Genomic DNA, 21491 nt, shown 5'->3' with positions numbered 1-21491 from the left:
TTTTATTGATCATAGCAACAAAACCCGTCGTATTGCCAATAAATTCTTGTGAACCCCATCACAACGGACAGGAATACAAGGAAATTCTTAACCTAAAAATTATTCATACGGTCACAGCGCATGAATTAATATCATTTGCGTAAAATCAACATTATCCAAACTGCGCCATCCTGAGTAAGGCAGCGCGTATCCGCCGTAGAAAGTGGCAAGTCGATATTATACCATATCATAGTCGACTTTGGAGCATCTTTTCACTACACGGTCCTTTATGGCTCCCTATCGCACGTATCCCAGCGTTCCGAGCAATGACATTTCCAGGGCGCATAACACGGAAAACCACTGCAAATGGCTCTTAGTATTCCAATTTTGCGTATATTAAGCCTCCGGTGCGTTTGAGAGGGTCAAAATTCGCACAAGGCGAGGATGCGTGAGCATCTACGATGCCTTGTTCTATAAAGCATGCTGTTGCCTGTCATATCTGCGGCATAATCTTCGCCGTAAGTGGGTCCCAGTTAGAGTCGCTTCCCAGTCGCAGCCCCATTCCTGTTCGGACCATGCCATGATCGCCAGTCTCGCCTCCATCGGCGCCCTCATGCTCTCAACCCTGCTGATGATGGCCGGATTCGGGCTGATGAATTACATGCTGCCAATCCGGGCGATTGCCGAGGGATGGTCGACATTCACCATTTCGATCATCGCCACCGGCTACACATTTGGCTTCACCACATCCTGCGTCGTCACGCCTCGCCTGGTGCAGAAGGTGGGACATGTCCGGGTTTTTTCCGCCCTGATCACTCTCCTGACCATGTCTGTCCTACTCTGCGCCATCGTTGTCGACTGGCGGGCCTGGACCTTGTTCCGAGGCATTGCCGGTTTTGCCATTGCCGGCAGCTACCTGATCATCGAAAGCTGGCTGAATGAGCGTAGCAACAATGAAAACCGTGGCGGATTGTTTTCCATCTATATGATCTCCTGCCTGGTTGGCTCGATTGGTGGCCAGTATATCGTGCCGCTTGGCGATCCAAGCCAGGTGACACTGTTCGTCGTCTGCGGATTGATTTTCTCCGCGGCTCTGTTTCCCACCGCCCTCTCCACCGCTCAATCGCCCGCACCACTGGCCCAGGCACGGTTCGACCTGAAGAAACTCTATATCCGCTCGCCCATTGCTTTTGTCGGCTCACTGCTATCAGGCGCTTTATCGGGAACCTGGAGCAGTCTCGGCGCGGTTTACAGCCAGAGGGTCGGTCTTTCGACGGCGGAAGGCGCTACCTTTCTGGCAGCCGTCCTGGCTGGAGGCGCCATCGCGCAGATGCCGCTCGGGCGGCTGTCCGATCGCATGGACCGCCGCCGCGTTATGGTCGGCGCTGGTTTGTTCGGGGTGTTTTGCTGCGCGGTGATGATCGTGCTCGGCGGAATTTCGCCATTGGCGCTCTATATCTGCGGCTTCTTTGTCGGCACCGTGCTTTATCCGGTCTACTCACTCAATGTTGCCCATGCCAATGATATGGCCGATCCCGATGAATATGTGACGATCTCCAGTGCCATCATGATTCTCTACGGCTTCGGCACCGTCACCGGCCCGCTGGTAACAGGCGCAATCATGCAGGGCGTCGGCCCCAACGGACTGCTGTTCAGCCTCGCTATCAGCTTTCTTCTCTACGCTGGCTATGCCGCCTGGCGGATGCGGCAGCGTAGCGCTGTCCCTGACCAACCTGGAAAAACGGAGTTTCAAGCCTCCTCCATCCCGCTCCAGGGCACGGAAGCCGTCTCCAGCAAGATCACCGATCTCTGATCCACGACACTCATACCAAGGGCCATTGAAAATGACCTTTGGTATCAGGCGCCAGGGGTGGACGCCTTGCGCGCCGCGCGGCGCTCCAGCCCCAGTTGATGTTCGCGCAGGATGATGAAAATTCCGGCTCCGGCCACAATCAGCGTGCCGACAAGAGTGTGAATGCTCGGAAGATCATTGAACAGCAGATAGCCGATCAGTGAGCCAAACAGGATGGAACTGTATTCGAACGGCGCAATCGTCGAAATATCGGCATGCCGATAGCTTTCGGTCAGTAAAATCTGGGCGAGACCGCCGCAGATCCCCGCAAAGGCGAGCAGACCAAGCTGACGGGCAGAGAGATCGTTCCAGCCAAATGGTAGACTGACAAGCGATATCAGTGCCGCGATGATCGAGAAATACAATACGATCGTCGCGGTTTTTTCTTCACGAACGAGTTGGCGGACCTGCAACATCGCCGCGGCCCCAAGCGTGGCGGAAGCCAGCACCGCAAGTGTGCCCATGCCAGCCTCGGAACCATAAAATCCGTCCTGCAACAGGGTCAGCTTCGGCCAGGAAATAATCACCACACCAACAAGGCCGATGGCAACCGCCGACCAGCGATAGAGCCTGACGGTCTCACCCAGGAAAACCGCAGCAAACACCACGGCGATCAGCGGCATGGCATAACCGATGGCAATTGCATCCGGCATCGGCAGATGCACGAGGCCGTAAAAGCCACAGACCATGGCGGCGATACCGATCAGCCCGCGTTTGACATGCCCAAACACATTGGCCGTCTTCAACCCGGTCCTGATCTGCCCCAGATAGGCAAGATAGGCCAGAATGGGAATAAGCGCGAAGGCCGAGCGATAGAAGGTGATCTGCCCCGCCGGCACGTCATCGCCTGCCAGTTTGATCGCTGTCTGCATGGCAACGAAGACCGTAACAGAGGCGACCTTGAACACAATGCCCCTGATCGGGCCTCTGATCGGACCCGCCGATACTTCACTGTTCATGACGCTGGACTCACAAGGCCGGCTGATATGCGGGCCATGACATCAAGGGGACGAGCGGCCATGGGGTTCAGCCAGCACGTCGGATAACCCGACCATTGCCGATTCGGACCGACCGCGCAAGAACAACGTCAGCATTCACGAACATACCACGTTGCAAACAGGCAATGCGCAATGTGGTTGGACAACCACAAATACTGTCGCAACCCTAAATAAATAATTACAAAATTACTATCTTTAAATCATACACTTATGCCCAAATCTCGAAAATCGTTGAGCTATCTTCGATAAACAAATCGCACCCAAAAACAATAGATTTGAATTTATACTTACTTAACCAAGTCATGCGTTAATTTACTGCAAAGCAATATATTATTTTTCTTTCCACTTTGGGTCATCGCGGCCCTGGCTTCAGGATTTATCGCCATGTCGAATTCCCCAGCACCGCTCCGCCAGAACAGGGTCGTGACTGCAACGCCTCGCTCCATGCGGTTGATTACGGAAAGCATTGGCGGCGATCTCGAAACATTCAGCATGAACAACACATTGGTGGTCAAGCAGATCCGCCTGCTGGCCATCAATGCCCTGATTGAAGCCGCGCGCGCCGGTGATACGGGCAAGGGCTTCGCGGTCGTGGCCAATGAAGTCCAGCGCCTGGCGCAAAGCGCGGCCGACATCGCCAAACAGTTCGAGGACAATGTTTTGAGCCGCATAAAGCTTGGCCGGGCCATGGCCGATGGTCTGGTTCAGGAAATGGAAGGTGTGCGGCTGACCGATCTCTGCCTGACCCTGGTACAGTTCATCGTCCGCAATCTGTTCGAGCGCACCGCCGATGTTCGCTGGTGGGCAACGGACACTGCCCTGTGGTCGGCGCTGCAAAATCCAACCACCGAAAGCTTCAACCATGCCTCGGAGCGACTGGGGGTCATCAATCGGTTCTATACGGTCTATCTCGATCTGGTGATGACGGATGCCAGTGGCCGTGTCGTCGCTTCTGCAAATCCACGCTACCGCAACAATCTTCAGAACAAGAATTTTGCCCAGGAAACATGGGTCATGGCCGCCGGTCAAACCAAAAGCGGCGACGACTATATCGTTGACGAAGTCAAAAAAAGCCCTCTGCATGACAACCGCGACACACTGGTCTATGCTACCGGAATTCGGGCGGGAGGCCGTTCGGACGGCGAACTGCTGGGAATGCTTGGCGTCTATTTCGACTGGCAGGCCCAGGGCCAGGCCATTGTCGAAAAAGAAGCCAATCTGCCGCCGCATCTCGTTGACAAGACCCAGGTCATGCTGCTCGATGGCTCAATGCGGGTGATTGCAAGCTCTCATCCAAGCCGGATCTACACTCATTTCCCGCTGCACAATAGCCAAGCAAACCAGAAAGGCAGTTACTATGATGACAGCGGAAACATCATCGCCTTTGCCAAAACTCTTGGTTACGAAGACTACGATGGTCTTGGTTGGTATGGCGTGATTATTCAACAGACCGAGGCGGATCAAGACATCCGCGCAAAGCTTGATATCGGTCTGTGACCCAGGTCGATATCCCAGTGGTTCCCGCCGAGGCCTGTCGGCACACCAAAACCAGACCTCGGGTCAAAATATTTCTGGAGCATTTCCAACAAAAGTGCAAAGCGGATTTGGCAATCGGAAACCTTTGAAAACAATAGGATAGCTCATTTCCGCGTTTTCATGGGACAAGAAAATGATCTGACTTCATCAAGAATAGACAATAATAGATCGGATTTTAGCAATCGTTCAGAAATTGATGTCATCATGCCCATGAATTGCGCTGGCCCGTTCCATCGAAACGCTCGCGTGTAGTCGATTTGCAATAGGACGATCAGGATATATTGATGCGTACAGAAACGGGCCAGGTTGTCAGCCTGGCGGATTATCGCCCGACCGAGTTTGTCCTGGAGCGAGTGGACCTGACTTTCGAGCTTGATCCAACAGACACAAAGGTCGAGGCCCGCCTGATCTTCCATCGTCGTGAAGGTGCCGATGTCACCGCACCGCTGGTGCTGGACGGCGATGATCTGGTTCTCTCCAGCGTGCTGTTCGACCAGATCGAGCTGGAGCCGGAGCGTTACAGCGCAACCGCGCGCTCATTGACGATCCGCGATCTTCCTGCTGCCGAACCCTTTGAGATCACCATTACCACGCTGATCAATCCTGAGGCCAATACCCAGTTGATGGGGCTTTACCGCTCGAACGGCATCTATTGCACCCAATGCGAGGCCGAGGGCTTCCGCCGCATCACCTATTTCCCGGACCGTCCAGACGTGCTGTCGGTCTACACCGTCAATATCATCGCTGACAAGCAAGCCAATCCGCTGCTGTTGTCGAACGGCAATTTCCTGGGTGGTGCGGGCTATGGCGAGGGCAAGCATTTCGCCGCCTGGTTCGATCCCCATCCCAAGCCCAGCTACCTGTTTGCACTGGTGGCAGGCGATCTCGGCCTCATCGAGGACACGTTCACGACGGTGTCTGGCCGCGAGGTCGCGCTGAAAATCTATGTGGAGCACGGCAAGGAACCTCGCGCCGCCTATGCGATGGATGCGCTGAAGCGCTCGATGAAATGGGATGAGGATGTGTTCGGGCGCGAATACGATCTGGATATTTTCATGATCGTCGCCGTGTCGGATTTCAACATGGGGGCAATGGAAAACAAGGGCCTGAATGTCTTCAACGACAAATATGTGCTGGCCGACCCGCAAACCGCCACCGATGCCGACTATGCCAATATCGAGGCGATCATTGCCCACGAGTATTTCCATAACTGGACCGGCAACCGCATCACCTGCCGCGACTGGTTCCAGCTCTGCCTCAAGGAAGGGCTGACGGTCTATCGCGATCACCAGTTTTCCGCCGATCAGCGCTCACGCGCCGTCAAGCGCATCGCCGAAGTCCGGCATTTGCGTGCCGAACAGTTCGTTGAGGATTCCGGGCCGCTCGCGCATCCGGTACGCCCGAATACCTACAAGGAAATCAATAACTTCTACACGACCACCGTCTATGAAAAAGGCTCTGAAGTCACCGGGATGATCGCCACCATCCTCGGGCCGAACCTGTTCAAGGCCGGTATGGATCTCTATTTCGAGCGCCATGACGGCGATGCGGCAACGGTCGAGGATTTCGTTGCCTGTTTTGCGGAGGTCTCCGGGCGCGATCTTACCCAATTCTCTCTCTGGTATAATCAGGCTGGTACGCCGAATGTGACGGTATCCTGCGCCTACGATACCGGCGCGAACCTGTTTACCGTCGAGCTGGAACAGGTGATTCCACCGACACCCGGCCAGCCAAACAAGCAGCCAATGCATATTCCGCTGCGCTTTGGGCTTCTTGCGGCAGATGGCACGCCGCTCGACACAGCAACTGTGGACGGTGGCGAAATCAGCGGCGACGTGCTGCATCTGACCGAACGTCGGCAGGTATTCCAATTTTCAGGCGTGAAGGAACGTCCAGTCCTGTCGCTCAACCGGAGCTTTTCGGCACCCGTCATCCTGCATTTCAGCCAGGCAAGTGCGGATCTGGCGCTGATCGCCCGCCACGATAGCGACCTGTTCTCCCGCTGGCAGGCCTTGACCGACCTCGCTTTGCCGGTTCTGTGCGACAGCGCGCGCCAGTTCTCCACCAAGAGCGGCACGGCCAAAAGCGCTTCCGACAAGGCAAGCGCTGCCCTGAAGGGAAGCCTGCTTGCCATCATCGCCGACGATGCACTTGAGCCGGCCTTCCGCGCCCAGGTGCTGGCGCTGCCGAGCGAAGCCGATATCGCCCGCGAACTGGGCAGCGACATCGACCCGGACGCCATCCATCAGGCACGCCAGGCAGTTCTGGCTGATATCGCCATTGAGGGCGCGGAGCTGTTTGCCCGCCTCTATGACGACATGGCGTCTGAGACCCCCTATAGCCCGGATGCTGCTGCGGCAGGCAAGAGAGCCCTGAAAAATGCAGCACTTGGCTATCTCGTTCAGGCCAAAAGCGAGCCAGCCAAGGCCGCCGAGGCCTATGGCAACGCCGACAACATGACCGATCTGTCGCATGCGCTCGGCGTTCTCGCCTATCACTTTGGCGATACGGAAGAGGCGCAGGCAGCACTGGCCAATTTCCAGACCCGTTTCGCCCAGAACGCATTGGTACTGGACAAGTGGTTTTCCATCCAGGCCACCATCCCGGGACACGGTGCGCTGGAACGGATTGAAGCGCTCATGCAAAATTCGCTGTTCAACGCCAGCAATCCCAACCGCGTTCGTGCGCTGATCGGCAGTTTTGCCTTTTCCAACCCGACCGGTTTCCACCGCGCCGATGGCAAGGCCTATGATTTCCTTGCCGAGCAAATTCTGGCCATCGACAAGCGCAATCCGCAGCTTGCCGCCCGCCTGCTGACCTCGATGCGCACCTGGCAAAAACTTGAGCCGATCCGCGCGGCCAAGGCCAAGGCGGCCCTTGCCCTTATCGAAAGCTCAAACGGGCTTTCCAACGATGTCCGCGACATCGTCGAGCGAATGCTGAAAGGCTGAACACCTCCAGTTTATAGTCTTCCCAAAGGGGCGGTCGCAAATGCGTCCGCCCCTTTTTTCTGCGCAAGCCTGGAGGGCATGCGCATGTACTGGCGAAGCAAGCATGATTCGATGCCTGATATGTGCGGCTGCAACAGGCGTACGATCATGAAAAGCTGATTCTTCGCAAGAGGTTAACAAGTGGTTAGTTTTTTCGACTGGACAGGAAGAATCCCTGATGATTCATTAGGTTAGATTTGGAGCGAGCGGCGCGCCGAATCAGGACGAGGGATCAAGGCAGGGACAATGGAAAACGTGCAGCGGGCGACCGCAGCCGATGATCGGTTGCGACCGGAATTTCCCGGATATCTGTCATTTCTGGACGCGGTCAAGAACCACGGAGGCGTTGCTTACGTCGTCCGAAACCTTTCGATTTCCAATACTGACGCGGCCCTTCGCCAAGTCATTCCTATTCTGGTGGTCGCTTTTCTGATCGTCATCGCTATGGCGCGCGGCATGGGGCTTGTCTCGGAATATGCGCGAATGGAAAGCGCCATCCGCCATTCCACCGCAATGATGGCTTCTGCGGCGGCGGCGGCCTTATCTTCCGGCCCTGAGCTTCCGGCGGAACTTGGCAGGGATAAGGCCGAGGCGCTGATCAAGCGTTTTCTGCCGCCCAATCTTCTCGATGACGAAAGCTTCGTTCTCTTGCTCGATCCCGAAGGCCGGGTGGTCGCCAGTTCCGGCAATGGCCGCAGTTTTGTCGGTATGCAGATCATGGCGCTGTTTCCGCAGGTCGCGGTGCTCCGTAATTTCGGCGACCAGACCGGAGCAGTCGAAACCGACATCAACGGCTTTCGCCATATCGCCGTGCTGACCCCTACCGGCACGGACGGCGCCCTGGTGCTGGCGGCACATTCGCTGAAATCCGCCGCCGATTACTGGCGGGCGGAACTCGCCCTCAACGTCACGCTGTTTTCGGCCATCTCGCTGATCCTGATGGGCATTCTCTATGCCTATTTCGCCCAGGCAAAACGGGCACGGGAAACCTCTGACGTGTTCGTCGATTCCAACCGCCGGGTCGAAACCGCCCTGTCACGCGGTCGCTGCGGATTGTGGGATTTCGATCTCGCCAGCCGAAAACTGGTCTGGTCGCGCTCGATGTTCGACATTCTCGGCCTGCCGCCGTCCAGCGAACCGCTCGGCTTTGCCGACGCTGCCCGGCTGATGCACCCCGATGACGGCAATCTTTATGCGCTGGCCCGCACCATTGGCCGGGATGGCGACCGCCATATCGACCAGGTGTTTCGCATGCGTCACGCCAATGGCCATTATGTCTGGCTGCGCGCCCGCGCCCAGGTGATCCGCACCAGTTCCGGCAGCCCGCATGTGATCGGCATCGCCATGGACGTGACGGAGCAGCACCGGCTGGCACAGCGCTACGCCGAAGCCGACCAGCGACTGGCCGATGCCATCGAATGTACCTCGGAAGCCTTCGTGCTCTGGGACAAGAATGACCGGTTGGTGATGTGCAATGCCCATTTTCAGCATGTCTACGGCTTGCCCGACAGCGTGCTGGTGCCCGGCGTCGAGCGCGCTGTGGTCGATGCGGCTGCTGCCAGACCCATCATTCAACGGCGCATTGCCGATCCGTCCGCGAAGGGAAGCTCGCGCACGACAGAGTTGCAACTGGCCGACGAGCGCTGGCTGCAAATCAACGAGCGGCGCACCCGTGATGGCGGCCTGGTCTCTGTTGGTACCGACATTACCCTGCTGAAGCGCCATCAGGAGCGGCTGCGAGAGCAGGAGCGCCGGCTGATGGCAACCATTGGCGACCTGTCTTCGTCGCAGAAAAAGCTGGAACGGCAAAAGGCGGAACTGTCGGAAGCCAACGAAAAATACCTGGCCGAAAAGCAGCGCGCCGAAGCGGCCAACAAGGCCAAATCAGAGTTCCTCGCCAATATGTCGCATGAGTTGCGCACGCCGCTCAACGCCATCCTCGGCTTTTCCGAAATCCTCTCCACCGGCATGTTCGGGCCGATCGGCTCCCCGAAATACGGCGAATATGCTCGCGATATCCACGATAGCGGCAAGCATCTCCTCAACGTTATCAACGACATTCTCGACATGTCGAAGATCGAGGCGGGCCATATGCTGCTGAAATGCGAAAACGTTGATTTCGCCTCGCTGATCGACGAAACCCTGCGACTGACGACGATTTCCGCCAAGGACAAGAATATCGCCATTGAGCAACGCATCGTTTCGGGCCTCGCCATGACCGCCGACCGGCGCGCCCTGAAGCAGATCCTGCTCAACATCCTGTCAAATGCGGTTAAATTCACCAATGAGGGCGGACGTATCGCGGTGCGCGCCCACAAGATCGACGGCGCGGTGCGGCTGCTGGTCTCTGATACCGGCATCGGCATTCCCAAACAGGCCATCAGCAAGATCGGCCAGCCCTTCGAGCAGGTGCAGAGCCAATATGCCAAGAGCAAGGGCGGATCGGGCCTGGGCCTGGCGATTTCCCGCTCGCTGATCATGCTGCATGGCGGCAGCCTGCGGATCCGTTCACGCGAGGGCAAAGGGACTGTCGTTTCGATCACCGTGCCGGATAGACCGTCACAACTTCCCCCCTGCCGCAAATCCGCCGCTCAGGGCCGGGTGCTGACAACCGCCTGAAAAATCCGCCGAACCGCCTTGGACAGGCGTTTCAACTCGGCCTCCAGCACTTTCAGGTCCGGGCAGTCGGCAACCCGCAGGACGACATCGATCAGGCCCGCCGGTGCATCCTGCGGCCTGAATCCTCCCTCGACACAGGCCCTGATTACCTGCGACAGTTCCGTGTAGAGCGTGAGGGCCGCAAGGCAGAGATCGAGATCACCCGCATCCATCGCCCGCGCACCACCCTGCTTCAAACGCTGGGCGGTGGTGATATCCGTCTGCGAAAATCCCGACCCGTCCCGTGCCTTCAATCCATGATCCGGTTCTACCAGGGCCAGGTATTGAGCGAGAAATTCCAGATCGACCAATCCGCCGGGTATCAGTTTCAGGTCCCATCCGTCCTTCGGCGGCTTTTCGGTGTCGATCAGGCTGCGCATCTCACTGACATCGGCAGCAATTGCCGCGCGGTCGCGGGTCTGCGCCAGGATATCGGCAATGATGGTTTGCGCCTTCGCAACCAGCGGGCCATCGCCGGTGATCAGCCGGGCGCGGGTCAGCGCCATGTGCTCCCAGGTCCAGGCCTCCTCGCGCTGATAGCGCTCGAAGGCTCTCAACCGGGTTGCCACCGGCCCCTTGTTGCCGGAAGGACGAAGCCGCATGTCCACCTCATAGAGCACGCCCTCGGCGGTCGGTGCGGACAAGGCGGCGATCAACCGCTGTGTCAGGCGGGTGTAATAACGCACGGCATCGAGCGGTTTTGCTCCATCGCTCTCCCCGTTTTCATCATCATACTCATAAAGCACGATCAGATCGACGTCGGAACCTGCCGTCAGCTCCCGCGAGCCAAGCTTGCCCATGCCGACCAGCGCCAGTTGCCCGCCAGAGATCCGGCCATGCACCCGTTCCACTTCACGGCGCACGGCGTGAAAGGCCTGCTCGATCACCAGATCGGCGAGATCGGTAAAGGCATGACCTGCCACCGTTCCGGAAATTGCCCCGGTCATCAGGCGAATGCCGATCAGGAAACGCTGCTCGGCGGCAAAGATCCGCAGGCGGTCCAGCAATTCCTCGTAATTCGACACACCGCCAATAAAAGCATCGAGGCGCATGGCAAGGTAATCGCGCGTCGGCAGATCGGCCATCAGACCGGGGTCGAGCATGCCGTCGAAAACATGCGGCCGACTGGCAATGGTGGCAGCAAGCCGGGGCGCTGCAGCCATGATGGTAACGATCAATTCCAGCAGTGCCGGGTTGTTGCCAAGCAGCGAAAACAACTGGATACCGGCGGGAAGGCCCGACATAAACGCATCAAACCGCAACAGCGCCTCATCGGCGCGACGGCTTTCGCCAAATGCCTTGAGGAGACGCGGGGTCAGTTCCGTCAACCGTTCGCGGGCCTCCACCGATTGCGTGGCGCGGTAGCGCCCGTAATGCCAGGTGCGGATCACCCTGGAAATGTCTTCAGGCCGTTGAAACCCAAGCTTTTCCAGCGTCTTCAACGTATCGGGATCGTCCTTTTGACCGGTAAATACCAGATTGCCGCCAACAGACAGATCGTCTTCCTGTTCAAACAATTGACCGTAACGTCGCTCCACCAGCCGCAGCCGCTTTTCCAGGGCCTGCGAAAAGCCTGCCGGAGTATCGAAGCCGCACATCAGCGCGATCCGCTTCAACTCAGTCTCTGTGGTCGGCAGCGTATGGCTCTGCTCGTCATGCACCATCTGGATGCGGTGCTCGATATCCCGCAGGAACCAATAGGCCTCCGTCAGTTCATCGCGGGTGGTCGCATCGATCCAGCGGGCCTGTTCCAACGCGGCCAGTGCCGCCTCGGTGCCGCGCACCCGCAGGTCCGGCATCCGTCCACCAGCGATCAATTGCTGGGTCTGGGCGAAGAACTCGATCTCGCGAATGCCGCCGCGCCCGAGCTTGACGTTATGGCCCTTGACCGCAATCGCTCCATGGCCCCGATGGCTATGGATCTGCCGCTTGATCGAATGAATATCGGCAATCGCCGCATAATCGAGGTATTTTCGAAACACGAAAGGCGCCAATTCCTTGAGAAAGGCCTGACCTGCGGCAAGATCCCCCGCCAACGCCCGGGCTTTGATAAAGGCGGCGCGCTCCCAGTTCTGCCCACGTCCCTCATAATAGATCAGCGCTGCCTCAACCGGCATGGCGAGCGGCGTGGCCCCCGGATCGGGCCTGAGCCTCAAATCGGTACGGAAGACATAGCCATCCCCCGTGCGCTCCTGAAGGATGCGGATCAACCGGCGCATCATCCGGCCATAGGTTTCGGTTGCTTCCTCGGGCGCGACCAGGATTGCCGCATCCGGCTCGAAAAACACCACGAGATCGATGTCCGACGAATAGTTCAGCTCAAACGCGCCAAGCTTGCCCATGCCCAGCACGATCAGGCCGCTGTGTTTCGATGGCGCATCGCGATCGGCAAGCCGCAACTTGCCAGCCTCATGACCCGCCAGCAGAAGGTGGTCGATGGCGCAGGCGATTGCCGCATCCGCCATCCGCGACAGCCATAGCGTCGTCTGGCGGGGATGAAACAGCCGGCCCAGATCGGCCAGCGCCAGTAGGAAGGACAGGCCCCGCTTGGCCCGGCGCAACCGGCTCATCACCATGACCTCAGTTGGCGGCGTTTCGCCCTTTTCCGGTCGCCAGGCATGACGCGCGTGCTCCACCAACTCGTTCAGGCTGTCTTGCAAAGGGGCCTGTATCGCGCATACCAGCAGATCGGGACGCAGGGCCGCCGTCTCACGCAGATAGGGCGACAGCGTCAGGGCGGCGATGATGAAGGCTCTGAGTGGCGTCTCCTCCAAAAGCAAGGCCGCGATCTCAGGCGCATCCCGGCCAAGCTCCTTCAGCACGGCAAGGACAGCTTTGGTCTCCACCTTGTTCAGCGGTTTGACGACACCTTCGGCGACATCGCGCAGAAAGACGGTTTCCGGCGAAACGGGCTGGTCCTTGGGCATGCACATCCTCCATCCCGCCTGTTTCGGTCTGCCTGTTACAAGGCGGCCTTTTTGGCCATAGCGGGTTGGGAGAAGTTTATGCGGTTACACGCGGAAAGACCATGGTGGCCGTCAGTCCGGGACACTCGGAATTGGCCGCATCGGTATCGCTCAGTTCCAGCCTGCCGCCATGCAATGCCATCACCGCCTCGACCAGCGACAGGCCAAGACCAGTGCCGGGTTTGCTGCGGCTTTCATCCAGCCGCACGAAACGCTTGACGACATCTTCCCGGCGCTCTGCCGCGATGCCAGGGCCGTGGTCGCAGACACTGAGACGCGCCTCGCCGCCCGGCGTCTTTACCAGCACCACGCGGATTTCGCTGCCGCCTTCACCCGCGTATTTGATGGCATTGTCGAGCAGATTAAAAATCGCCTGGCCGATCAGTTCGCGATTGCCCCGCACGCTAATGCCGGGGGCAATATCGCTTGCCAGCATATAGCCCGCCTCCTCGGCCACCGGCTCGTAAAGCTCAGCGGTATCAGCGGCAATGGTGGAGGCGTCGAGATCGGAAAGCTCGGCGGCAATCGATCCCGCTTCGACGCGGGAAATCATCAACAGCGCGTTGAACGTGCGGATCAACTGATCCGATTCGCCGATAATCCCTTCCAGCGCCTGACGCCGCAGTTGGTCATCATCCTCGGCCAACGCATCGGCGGCCTTGTTGCGCAGCCGGGTCAGCGGCGTCTTCAGGTCATGGGCGATATTGTCGGAAACCTGACGTAGCCCCTCATTGAGCTTTTCGATCCGCTCCAGCATATCGTTCAGCGAGCGCGACAGCCGGTCGAATTCATCGCCGGAACCGGAGACCGGCAGACGCTGGGCAAGATCGCCCGCCATGATCTTCTTGCTGGCGGCAGACACCCGATCGATGCGCTTCAAGGCGTTGCGGCCAATGGCAAACCAGATCACCAAAGCCCCGGCCCCCATGATCGCGAGCGCCACCATCAGTGCTTTGCGCACCAGAATGCGGAATTTGGTCGGCTCGCCCAGATCCCGCCCGACCAGAATACGCAACCCATTGTCCAGCGCCAGCACATTGGCAATCGCCAGATGCGGGCGGGCCGGACCTGCCTCCGCATAGCGGTTATAAGCGAAGGGAAAATTCGTCCAGCCCTCGCGGTCCAGTACGCCCGGCTCGACAGAGCTGACATTGCCCGCCAGAAACTCGCCATTTGGCCCGGCGATAACATAGAGATTGGCACCGGGCTGGCGCATGCGCCGTTCCATCAGCCGCAGCAGATTTTCGACGCCACCCTTTTCATAAGCGCGCTCGATTTCGGCCACTTCCTGTTGCAGGCTCTCTCGCGTCTGCTGATTGAGCAGCCGTTCCGAAAGCGCCGTAACATAGATCACCAGAAGAGCGGCACAAAGCGCAAACAGAATGATGTAAAGCGCCGAAAGCCTGACGGCGGTAGACTTGAGAAGAAATCCGGCACGCGACATCGGGCTCGTCAGCTTTCGTCTTTGATCATATAGCCCGCACCGCGCACCGTCTTCAGCAGCGGCCGGTCGAAATCCTTTTCGATCTTGGAGCGCAGCCGCGATACATGCACGTCGATGACATTGGTCTGCGGATCGAAATGATAGTCCCAGACATGTTCCAGCAGCATGGTGCGGGTCACCACCTGCCCGGCATTCTTCATCAGATATTCCAGCAGGCGGAATTCGCGGGGCTGGAGCAGGATTTCCTTGCCCGCCCGGCGCACTTCATGGGACAGCCGGTCAAGTTCCAGATCACCGACCCGGTAGACCATATCCTGTTCCGGCGTCCCCTTGCGTCGCCCCAGCACTTCGACCCGGGCCAGAAGCTCGGAAAAGGCATAGGGCTTGGGCAGGTAATCGTCGCCACCGGCGCGAAGACCGGTCACCCGGTCATCCACCTGGCCAAGCGCCGACAGGATCAGCACCGGCGTATTGATGCTGCGCTTGCGCAATTCTGATATCACCGACAAGCCATCGCGACGCGGCAGCATCCGGTCGATGATCATCACGTCATAGGTATTTTCGCAGCCCATGAATAGGCCTGCCTCGCCATCGCTGGCGTGGTCGGCCATGATCCCCGCCTCACGGAAGGCCTTGGTCATGTAAGCGGCGGCTTCAAGATCGTCTTCGATCACAAGTATTTTCATGCGTGCGACATTAGTGCCCGCATTGCCCGAAGCACAGCCTGTTTTACCGGTTTCCATGCTTTGTCCCGTCCCGAATGCCATGATCTGCGCCTCTTCGTTCACGAAAACACATCTTCTGCCGGAAGATTGACGGCGACTGGAAAGGTCCAGCCGCCGTCAAAGGCCTGATCATCAGCCCTGGTTGATCGGCAGGGCGATGAAGCGGCTGCCATTGTCGGTTTCCACCTGGAAGAGCGCCTTGGTGCGTCCATCCTTCTTGGCCTGTTCAAGGATCTTCTTGACATCGGCGGCGCTGGAGACCTGCTGATTATTCACCGAGGTGATCTTCTGACCATTCTTCAGCCCCTTGTCGGCAGCGTCGGAATCCGGATCGACATTGGTGATCGTCAAGCCCTTGCCGTCATCGGCACGCTGGACAGTGACCCCGAGATTGGCAAGCGCCTGCTCGGTGGCCGGTGCATTCTGCTCGGGCGCGCCTTGGTCCTCATCGCCGCTGGCCGTTTCCTTTTCAGCAGGCAAGGTGCCGAGATCGACCTTGACGGCGGTCGGCTTGCCATTGCGCCAGATCGAAATATCGACCTTTGTATTGGGCGGGAAGGCAGCAATGCGCTTGGCCAGGTCACGCGGGTCCTTGACCGGATCGCCATTCACCGCGGTAATCACGTCGCCCTGCTTGATACCGGCCTTTTCTCCGGGCGAATCGGCCTGCGGCTCAGCCACCAGCGCGCCCTTGGCATCGGCCAGACCGAGCGATTCGGCTATATCCTTGGTGACGGGCTGGATCTGCACGCCAAGCCAGCCGCGCTGCACCGAGCCATGCTTGATCAATTCAGCAACCACATCCTTGGCGGTGGCCGCCGGAATGGCGAAGGCGATGCCGACGCTGCCGCCCGATGGCGAGAAGATTGCCGTGTTGATCCCGACCACCTTGCCGCTGAGGTTGAAGTCCGGCCCACCCGAATTACCCCGGTTTACCGGTGCGTCGATCTGGATGTAATCATCATAAGGGCCGGAGCCGATATCGCGGCCAAAGGCCGAAACGATACCCGAGGTCACGGTTCCACCGAGACCGAAAGGATTGCCGACGGCCACGACCCAGTCACCAACGCGGATCTTCTCGTCCTGCGCCCATTCGACATAGGTGAATTTCTTGGTCGGCTGATCGACCTTCAAAACGGCGAGATCGGTGCGCGGGTCCTTACCGACCAGCTTGGCATCATATTCGGTGCCGTCATTCATCACCACCGTATAGGCCTGGCCATCGGAAACCACGTGATTGTTGGTCACGACATAGCCGTCCTCGGAGATGAAGAAGCCCGAGCCCTGGGCAATCGGACGCAGTTTGCCATGACGCTCGGCATGCGGTCCGCCCTTGGGGCCTCCTGGACCACCCGGACCGCCGGGGCCTGGCATGCCCCATTCCTTGAAGAAGCGCTTCAGCGGATCGGGAAGCTGGTCGAAGTCACGACCATTGAAGGAGAAATTGCTGCCATCCTCGGAAGCCTGCTGCACATCCGATTTGACGCGGATGGAGACGACGGCGGGAGAAACGGCACTGACCAGATCAGCAAAGCTTGGCACCTGCGGCGCCTGCACCTCGACGGGCGCAGCCAGCGCAGGCGTTACCGTCACGGCACCCGCCAGCATCAGGGCCGCCAGCCCTGCCGCGGTACCGGCCCGCAGCCTGGAGGTAACGGAGCGATTATGGAAGGATTTCGACATGGATCTCTACCTTATCTGTTCTGTTGGCATCGTATCTTGCGAAGACCGGAACAACCCGGCTTCAGGCGGTGGATGACACAGATATAGGATGGATCACGTTACAACGAACTGTCCGGAACATGAAAAGTTGGTAATGCGGAAATTTACGCGCCGGAAAGGTTTTTCAATAGGTTCGACGCCGGTCGCTTGATAAAGTTTGGACGACCTTTACGCATCCTGAGCCGATCCGGGGATTTCTATGCATCGTATTCCACTCTGTTTATTCGCGGCAATACTGACCGGCTGCGCAGCCGCCCCGCACAAGGAGATCGGCGCCATTCGTTTGATAACCGACGCCCAAGGACGCCCCGCAAAAATCTATATGGAAAAATCGACCGGTAACGCGATAACCGATCGTCGTGTCATGCTTTTCATGCGCACAACTTTCGCCAAGCGCGTGCCCCACCCGCTTCCCAACCGTGTCTATCGTCAAGGCGTGAGTGGCGTGGCGAGCGATCACCCCACAACGATCGAGATCCCGCTTTTCTGATGGGGACATATCCCCGCGTCCTGCGGCTGAACCCTGCTGGCTTTCGTGGGAGCCGCCCCTACTCCTCCAGGAGCCGCTTCAGCCGAGCCTCTTCATCCGCACTCAACGGCTGCGCCGCAGCCACGCTCCTACGTCGGCGGCTGTAGGCGAAGGCTGCGCCCACGCCAATCACCAGAAGTAAGCCCGGCGCGCCCCACAGAAGCAAGGTCTCCGAGGTCAATCGCGGCTTCAGCAGCACGAATTCACCGTAGCGCGACACCAGATAGCGAATGACATCGTCATCGCTATCGCCCTTGACGATCCGTTCGCGCACCAGAAGCCGCAGATCGCGGGCGAGTTCAGCGTTGCTGTCGTCGATGGATTGGTTCTGGCAGACCATGCAGCGCAATTGCGACGACAGGTGCCGGGCGCGGGCTTCCAAGGCCGGATCTTTCAGCATTTCATCGGGATTGACGGCAAAGGCGGATTGAACCAGCAACAGCCAGAAACCGAAGAAGACCGCAAAAAGCGCCCTCATTCCGCCGCCTCCAGACCCTTGAGGGTACCATTGACCGCCGCTGCCTTTGCCTTGCGGTTTGGAGCACCGACGCGCAGACGCCGGTCGGAAAGCGAAACGAAGCCGCCGATCATCATCACCAGCGCCCCGCCCCAGATGCAGAGAATCCACGGTTTCCACCAGATCCGCACCACCATGCCGCCGTCGGCCATGGCATCGCCGAGCGAAACGTAAAGCTGGCTAAAGCCAAAGCTGCGGATACCCGCCTCGGTGGTCGGCATGCGTCTTGCCGTATAAAGCCGTTTCGATGACCAGACGTCGCCCTCAGAAACCCCGCCGCGCCGGATGGTGAAATGGCCACGATCCTCGGTATAATTCGGTCCCTTGGCGGAGCGCAGCCCGTCATAGGTCAGGGAAAAGCCCCCGGCCTCCACGGTCTGTCCGGGCTTCATCTCTACCACCATTTCGCTCTCAAACGTGGTGACCGCGACAATGCCAAGTACGGTGACGCCAAGGCCAAAATGCGCAAACGCCGTGCCGAAGGCCGAGCGCGGCAGGCCGATCAACCGGCGGAAGGCGACGCTTGCATTCTGCTTGCCGAAAGCCGAACGAAAAGCAAGATCGGCCAGCGCCCCGAACATCAGGAAAAAGCCCGCGGCCAGCCCCAACACGGACAGAATCGGGCCTCCATTCTGGAGGTAATAGAAGACAAGACCGGCCAGAAAAGCCAGCACTGCTGCCAGATAAAGCCGTTGCAGCGCGCCCAGCAGATCGCCGCGCTTCCAGGCCAGCATCGGCCCGAACGGAACGGCGACGAGAAGCGGGATCATCAGCAGGCCGAAGGTCAGGTTGAAGAAGGGTGCGCCAACCGAAATCTTCTCGCCGGTCAGGGTTTCCAGCAGCAGCGGATAGAGCGTGCCGATCAGCACTGTCGCAGTCGACACCGTCAGGATCAGATTGTTCAGCACCAGCGCGCCTTCGCGCGAGATCGGCTGGAACAGCCCGCCCGCCTTCAAATGCGGAGCCCGCAGCATGAACAGGAACAGCGCGCCGCCAATGAACAGGATGAGGATGGCGAGAATGAAAATCCCGCGGCTGGGATCGGTGGCAAAGGCATGCACCGAGGTCAGCACGCCGGAGCGCACCAGGAATGTGCCGAGCAGCGACAGCGAGAAGGTCAGGATGGCGAGCAGCACCGTCCAGATTTTCAGCGCATCGCGCTTTTCCATCACCAGCGCCGAATGCAACAGCGCAGTGCCTGCCAGCCAGGGCATGAAGGAGGCGTTTTCGACCGGGTCCCAGAACCACCAGCCGCCCCAGCCAAGCTCGTAATAGGCCCAGTAGGAGCCCATGGCGATGCCCGCCGTCAGGAAGGTCCAAGCCGCCAGCGTCCAGGGCCGGACCCAGCGCGCCCAGGCGGCATCGATCCGCCCGTCGATCAGAGCGGCGATGGCAAAGGAAAAACAGACGGAAAACCCGACATAGCCGAGATAAAGCAGCGGCGGATGGATGGCGAGGCCGGGGTCCTGCAGGACCGGGTTCAAGTCCTGCCCCTCGGCAGGCGCCGGATTGAGGCGAATGAACGGATTGGAGGTGATCAAAATGAACAGAATAAAGGCCGTGGAAATCCAGGCCTGAACGCCGAGTACATTGGCTTTCAACCTGTCGGGCAGATTGGTGCCGAACAGCGCCACCAGGGCCGAAAACAGCGTCAGGATCAACAGCCACAGCATCATCGATCCCTCGTGATTGCCCCAGACCGCCGAGAAGCGATAGATGGCGGGCATCAGCGAATGGGAATTCTGATAGGCATTCAGCAGCGAGAAATCCGAGACCAGATAGGCATAAGCCAGCACCCCGAACGCAAACAGCACCAGCGCAAACAGCGCATAGGTGCCGGTGACTGCGGTCTGCATCATGGCGGTATCGCCCCTGCGGGCGCCCAGCATCGGCAGGACCGAAAGCAAGAGTGCGGCGGCCAGCGCCAGCACCAGCGCGTAATGGCCGATCTCAATGATCATTTCGCCTCTCCCTCACCCTTCCAGACGCCGTCCTTCTTCATCCGGTCGGCAACTTCCTTCGGCATGTAATTCTCGTCATGCTTGGCCAGAACCGTATCGGCATCAAACAGCGTGCCGCCAGCGCCAAACACGCCTTCCGTCACCACGCCCTGCCCTTCACGAAACAGATCCGGGAGAATGCCGGTATAGGTCACCGGCACCGTGGCCGTACCATCGGTCACGGCAAAACTGACGGTGGAGCCGGTATCGCGCTTCACCGAACCCTCCGCCACCAGCCCGCCCAGCCGGATGCGGGTGCCAGGACCAACAGGCGTCTTGGCGAGATCGGAGGGCATGTAGAAATAGGCGATGGACTGACCGAACGCGAACAGAACCAGCAGCACAGCCGCCATGATGAAACCAACACCTCCGGCGATGACGGCGAGACGTTTCTGTTTGCGGGTCATTTCAGCGCCTCCTCAACCGGCAATCCCAATTGCTGCGCCATGGCAATCAGCTGCTTGCCTTGCTCCCCCTCGGCTGGGAAGGTCTTCAACCCGGTTTTCAAGGCTTCGAGCGCTCGCTGATTGTCCTTCAACACCGTATAGGAGCGCACCAGCCGCACCCAGCCTTCGAAATTGTTCGGATCGGTTTTCAGCTTGGCATCCAGGCTTTCAACCATGCCCTTGATCATCGCCTGACGGTCGCCGTCCGGCAAGCCCTGGGCCGCGGCCACAGCGGCGGCATCGGGACTTCCGAGGGGCGCCGCCGTTGCAGCAGCCTGAGGATCATTGCGGGCAATATGACGGGCGACCAGCGGTTGCCACGGGGCATTGGGCGGGGATTGGGCCGCAATCACCTTGAAGGCGGCCAGCGCCTCGTTGCGCTTGCCGGACTGTTCCAGCGCCAGCGCCAGATAATAGGCAGCGCGCGGATTGTCGCGGTTCAGCGCCACGGATTGTGAAAACAGATCGCGGGCAGCATCCGTCACCACGCCGTCGCTCTGGGCAATCAGCGCTTCGCCAAGCCCGTTGAGCCGCTCGGGGCTGGCGCCCTTCAGCCGGATGGCATTGCGAAAGGCCAGTTCCGCCTCGCCCATGCGGTTTTGTTGCAGATAGATCGGGGCCAGCACATCCCAACCCGCGCCATCGTCAGGCTTTTGCATCAGATGGCGTTCGGCCTGGGCAATCAGCAGGCTCATGTCGTTGCCGGGATTTTCCAGCCGGGCCTGTAGAGGCTGCGACGGGAGGCCGGGGCTGCCGAGGGCCAGATAAAGCCCAAGGCCGACCGCAGGTACCAGCAGAACGACGAAGGCCTGCGCCAGACCGTTACGCGAGGTTTTGCGAGGCGCGTTTTTGGCTGCCTGACCTGTTTCATCGCCCCTATCGGCGGCCAGAAGGCGGCGGGCAATCTCGGCGCGGGCATAATCCACCTGCTCGGCGGAAATCAGCCCGCCCGCCCGGTCACGCTCGAGTTCCTGCAATTGATCGCGATAGACGGCCATCGCACCATCACGGGTCTCGCGCTCACCACGCTGCTGCGCCCGCGTCAACGGCAACAGAAAGGCTGCCGCAACGGCAAAGGTTAGAACAGCAATTTCAACCCAGAACAGCATAAGGCTCCCTGAACCCGAAG

At 59.1% G+C, this 21491-nt stretch carries 14 protein-coding genes; 5 read left to right on the top strand and 9 right to left on the bottom strand.

Features of this window, described 5'->3' with window-relative positions; genetic code table 11:
* The first annotated feature begins 559 nt into the window (after positions 1–559).
* Positions 560–1792, top strand: coding sequence for an MFS transporter (locus G6L01_RS03620; protein ID WP_015915408.1), 1233 nt, complete (start codon positions 560–562; stop codon positions 1790–1792).
* A gap of 44 nt (positions 1793–1836) precedes the next feature.
* Here G6L01_RS03620 and G6L01_RS03615 read toward each other — a convergent pair whose 3' ends face one another.
* Complete coding sequence (locus G6L01_RS03615) at positions 1837–2790, bottom strand: DMT family transporter (protein ID WP_070167848.1); 954 nt, start codon at positions 2788–2790, stop codon at positions 1837–1839.
* A 423-nt stretch (positions 2791–3213) separates the two neighbouring features.
* Between G6L01_RS03615 and G6L01_RS03610 the strand changes: the two genes are divergently transcribed.
* The 3 genes from G6L01_RS03610 (at position 3214) to G6L01_RS03600 (ending at position 9974) form a co-directional block, all read left to right on the top strand.
* Positions 3214–4326, top strand: a complete 1113-nt coding sequence (locus tag G6L01_RS03610) for a methyl-accepting chemotaxis protein (protein WP_070167847.1) — start codon at positions 3214–3216, stop codon at positions 4324–4326.
* 323 nt (positions 4327–4649) lie between these two features.
* A complete protein-coding gene (gene pepN, locus G6L01_RS03605) occupies positions 4650–7316 on the top strand; it encodes an aminopeptidase N (RefSeq protein ID WP_070167846.1) in 2667 nt (888 codons plus the stop codon).
* A gap of 285 nt (positions 7317–7601) precedes the next feature.
* On the top strand, positions 7602–9974 hold the full coding sequence (locus G6L01_RS03600; protein WP_070167845.1) for a PAS domain-containing sensor histidine kinase: 2373 nt from the start codon (positions 7602–7604) through the stop codon (positions 9972–9974).
* On the opposite strand, the gene G6L01_RS03595 is transcribed toward G6L01_RS03600, so the two are convergent.
* The 4 genes from G6L01_RS03595 to G6L01_RS03580 all read right to left on the bottom strand — a co-directional run bounded on the left by G6L01_RS03595 (position 9947) and on the right by G6L01_RS03580 (position 16831).
* Positions 9947–12946 carry a bifunctional [glutamine synthetase] adenylyltransferase/[glutamine synthetase]-adenylyl-L-tyrosine phosphorylase gene (locus tag G6L01_RS03595; protein WP_141747331.1) on the bottom strand — a complete coding sequence of 1000 codons (3000 nt, stop codon included), beginning with the start codon at positions 12944–12946 and terminating at the stop codon, positions 9947–9949. The two genes, G6L01_RS03600 and G6L01_RS03595, sit on opposite strands and share 28 nt — an antisense overlap.
* Before the next feature lie 70 nt (positions 12947–13016).
* The gene (locus tag G6L01_RS03590; protein ID WP_070167843.1) at positions 13017–14423 is read right to left on the bottom strand and encodes a sensor histidine kinase; all 1407 of its coding nucleotides are present in this window, start codon (positions 14421–14423) and stop codon (positions 13017–13019) included.
* A gap of 8 nt (positions 14424–14431) precedes the next feature.
* Entirely contained in the window at positions 14432–15166 is a 735-nt protein-coding gene (locus tag G6L01_RS03585) for a response regulator transcription factor (protein WP_420359851.1), read from the bottom strand.
* Positions 15167–15280: 114 nt separating this feature from the next.
* Entirely contained in the window at positions 15281–16831 is a 1551-nt protein-coding gene (locus G6L01_RS03580; RefSeq protein ID WP_070167842.1) for a Do family serine endopeptidase, read from the bottom strand.
* A 238-nt stretch (positions 16832–17069) separates the two neighbouring features.
* Here G6L01_RS03580 and G6L01_RS03575 point away from each other — a divergent pair, with 238 nt between their 5' ends.
* Positions 17070–17360, top strand: coding sequence for a hypothetical protein (locus G6L01_RS03575; RefSeq protein WP_071207991.1), 291 nt, complete (start codon positions 17070–17072; stop codon positions 17358–17360).
* A 58-nt stretch (positions 17361–17418) separates the two neighbouring features.
* Here G6L01_RS03575 and G6L01_RS03570 read toward each other — a convergent pair whose 3' ends face one another.
* Genes G6L01_RS03570 through ccmI form a run of 4 tightly spaced genes read right to left on the bottom strand, consistent with a single transcriptional unit; the run spans position 17419 to position 21471 of the window.
* Positions 17419–17877 carry a cytochrome c-type biogenesis protein gene (locus G6L01_RS03570; RefSeq protein ID WP_070167841.1) on the bottom strand — a complete coding sequence of 153 codons (459 nt, stop codon included), beginning with the start codon at positions 17875–17877 and terminating at the stop codon, positions 17419–17421.
* Positions 17874–19877, bottom strand: a complete 2004-nt coding sequence (locus G6L01_RS03565; RefSeq protein WP_070167840.1) for a heme lyase CcmF/NrfE family subunit — start codon at positions 19875–19877, stop codon at positions 17874–17876. Before G6L01_RS03565 ends, G6L01_RS03570 begins: the two co-directional genes overlap by 4 nt.
* Positions 19874–20323, bottom strand: coding sequence for a cytochrome c maturation protein CcmE (ccmE, locus tag G6L01_RS03560; protein ID WP_070167839.1), 450 nt, complete (start codon positions 20321–20323; stop codon positions 19874–19876). The genes G6L01_RS03565 and ccmE overlap by 4 nt, the downstream gene beginning before the upstream one ends.
* A complete protein-coding gene (ccmI, locus tag G6L01_RS03555) occupies positions 20320–21471 on the bottom strand; it encodes a c-type cytochrome biogenesis protein CcmI (protein WP_070167838.1) in 1152 nt (383 codons plus the stop codon). The genes ccmE and ccmI overlap by 4 nt, the downstream gene beginning before the upstream one ends.
* Positions 21472–21491 lie beyond the last annotated feature (20 nt).

It is taken from the genome of Agrobacterium vitis, from assembly GCF_013337045.2.
Lineage (GTDB): Bacteria > Pseudomonadota > Alphaproteobacteria > Rhizobiales > Rhizobiaceae > Allorhizobium > Allorhizobium vitis_B.
Note: the sequence above shows the minus strand (reverse complement) of the source record. Positions and strands in the feature narration are given on the sequence as shown.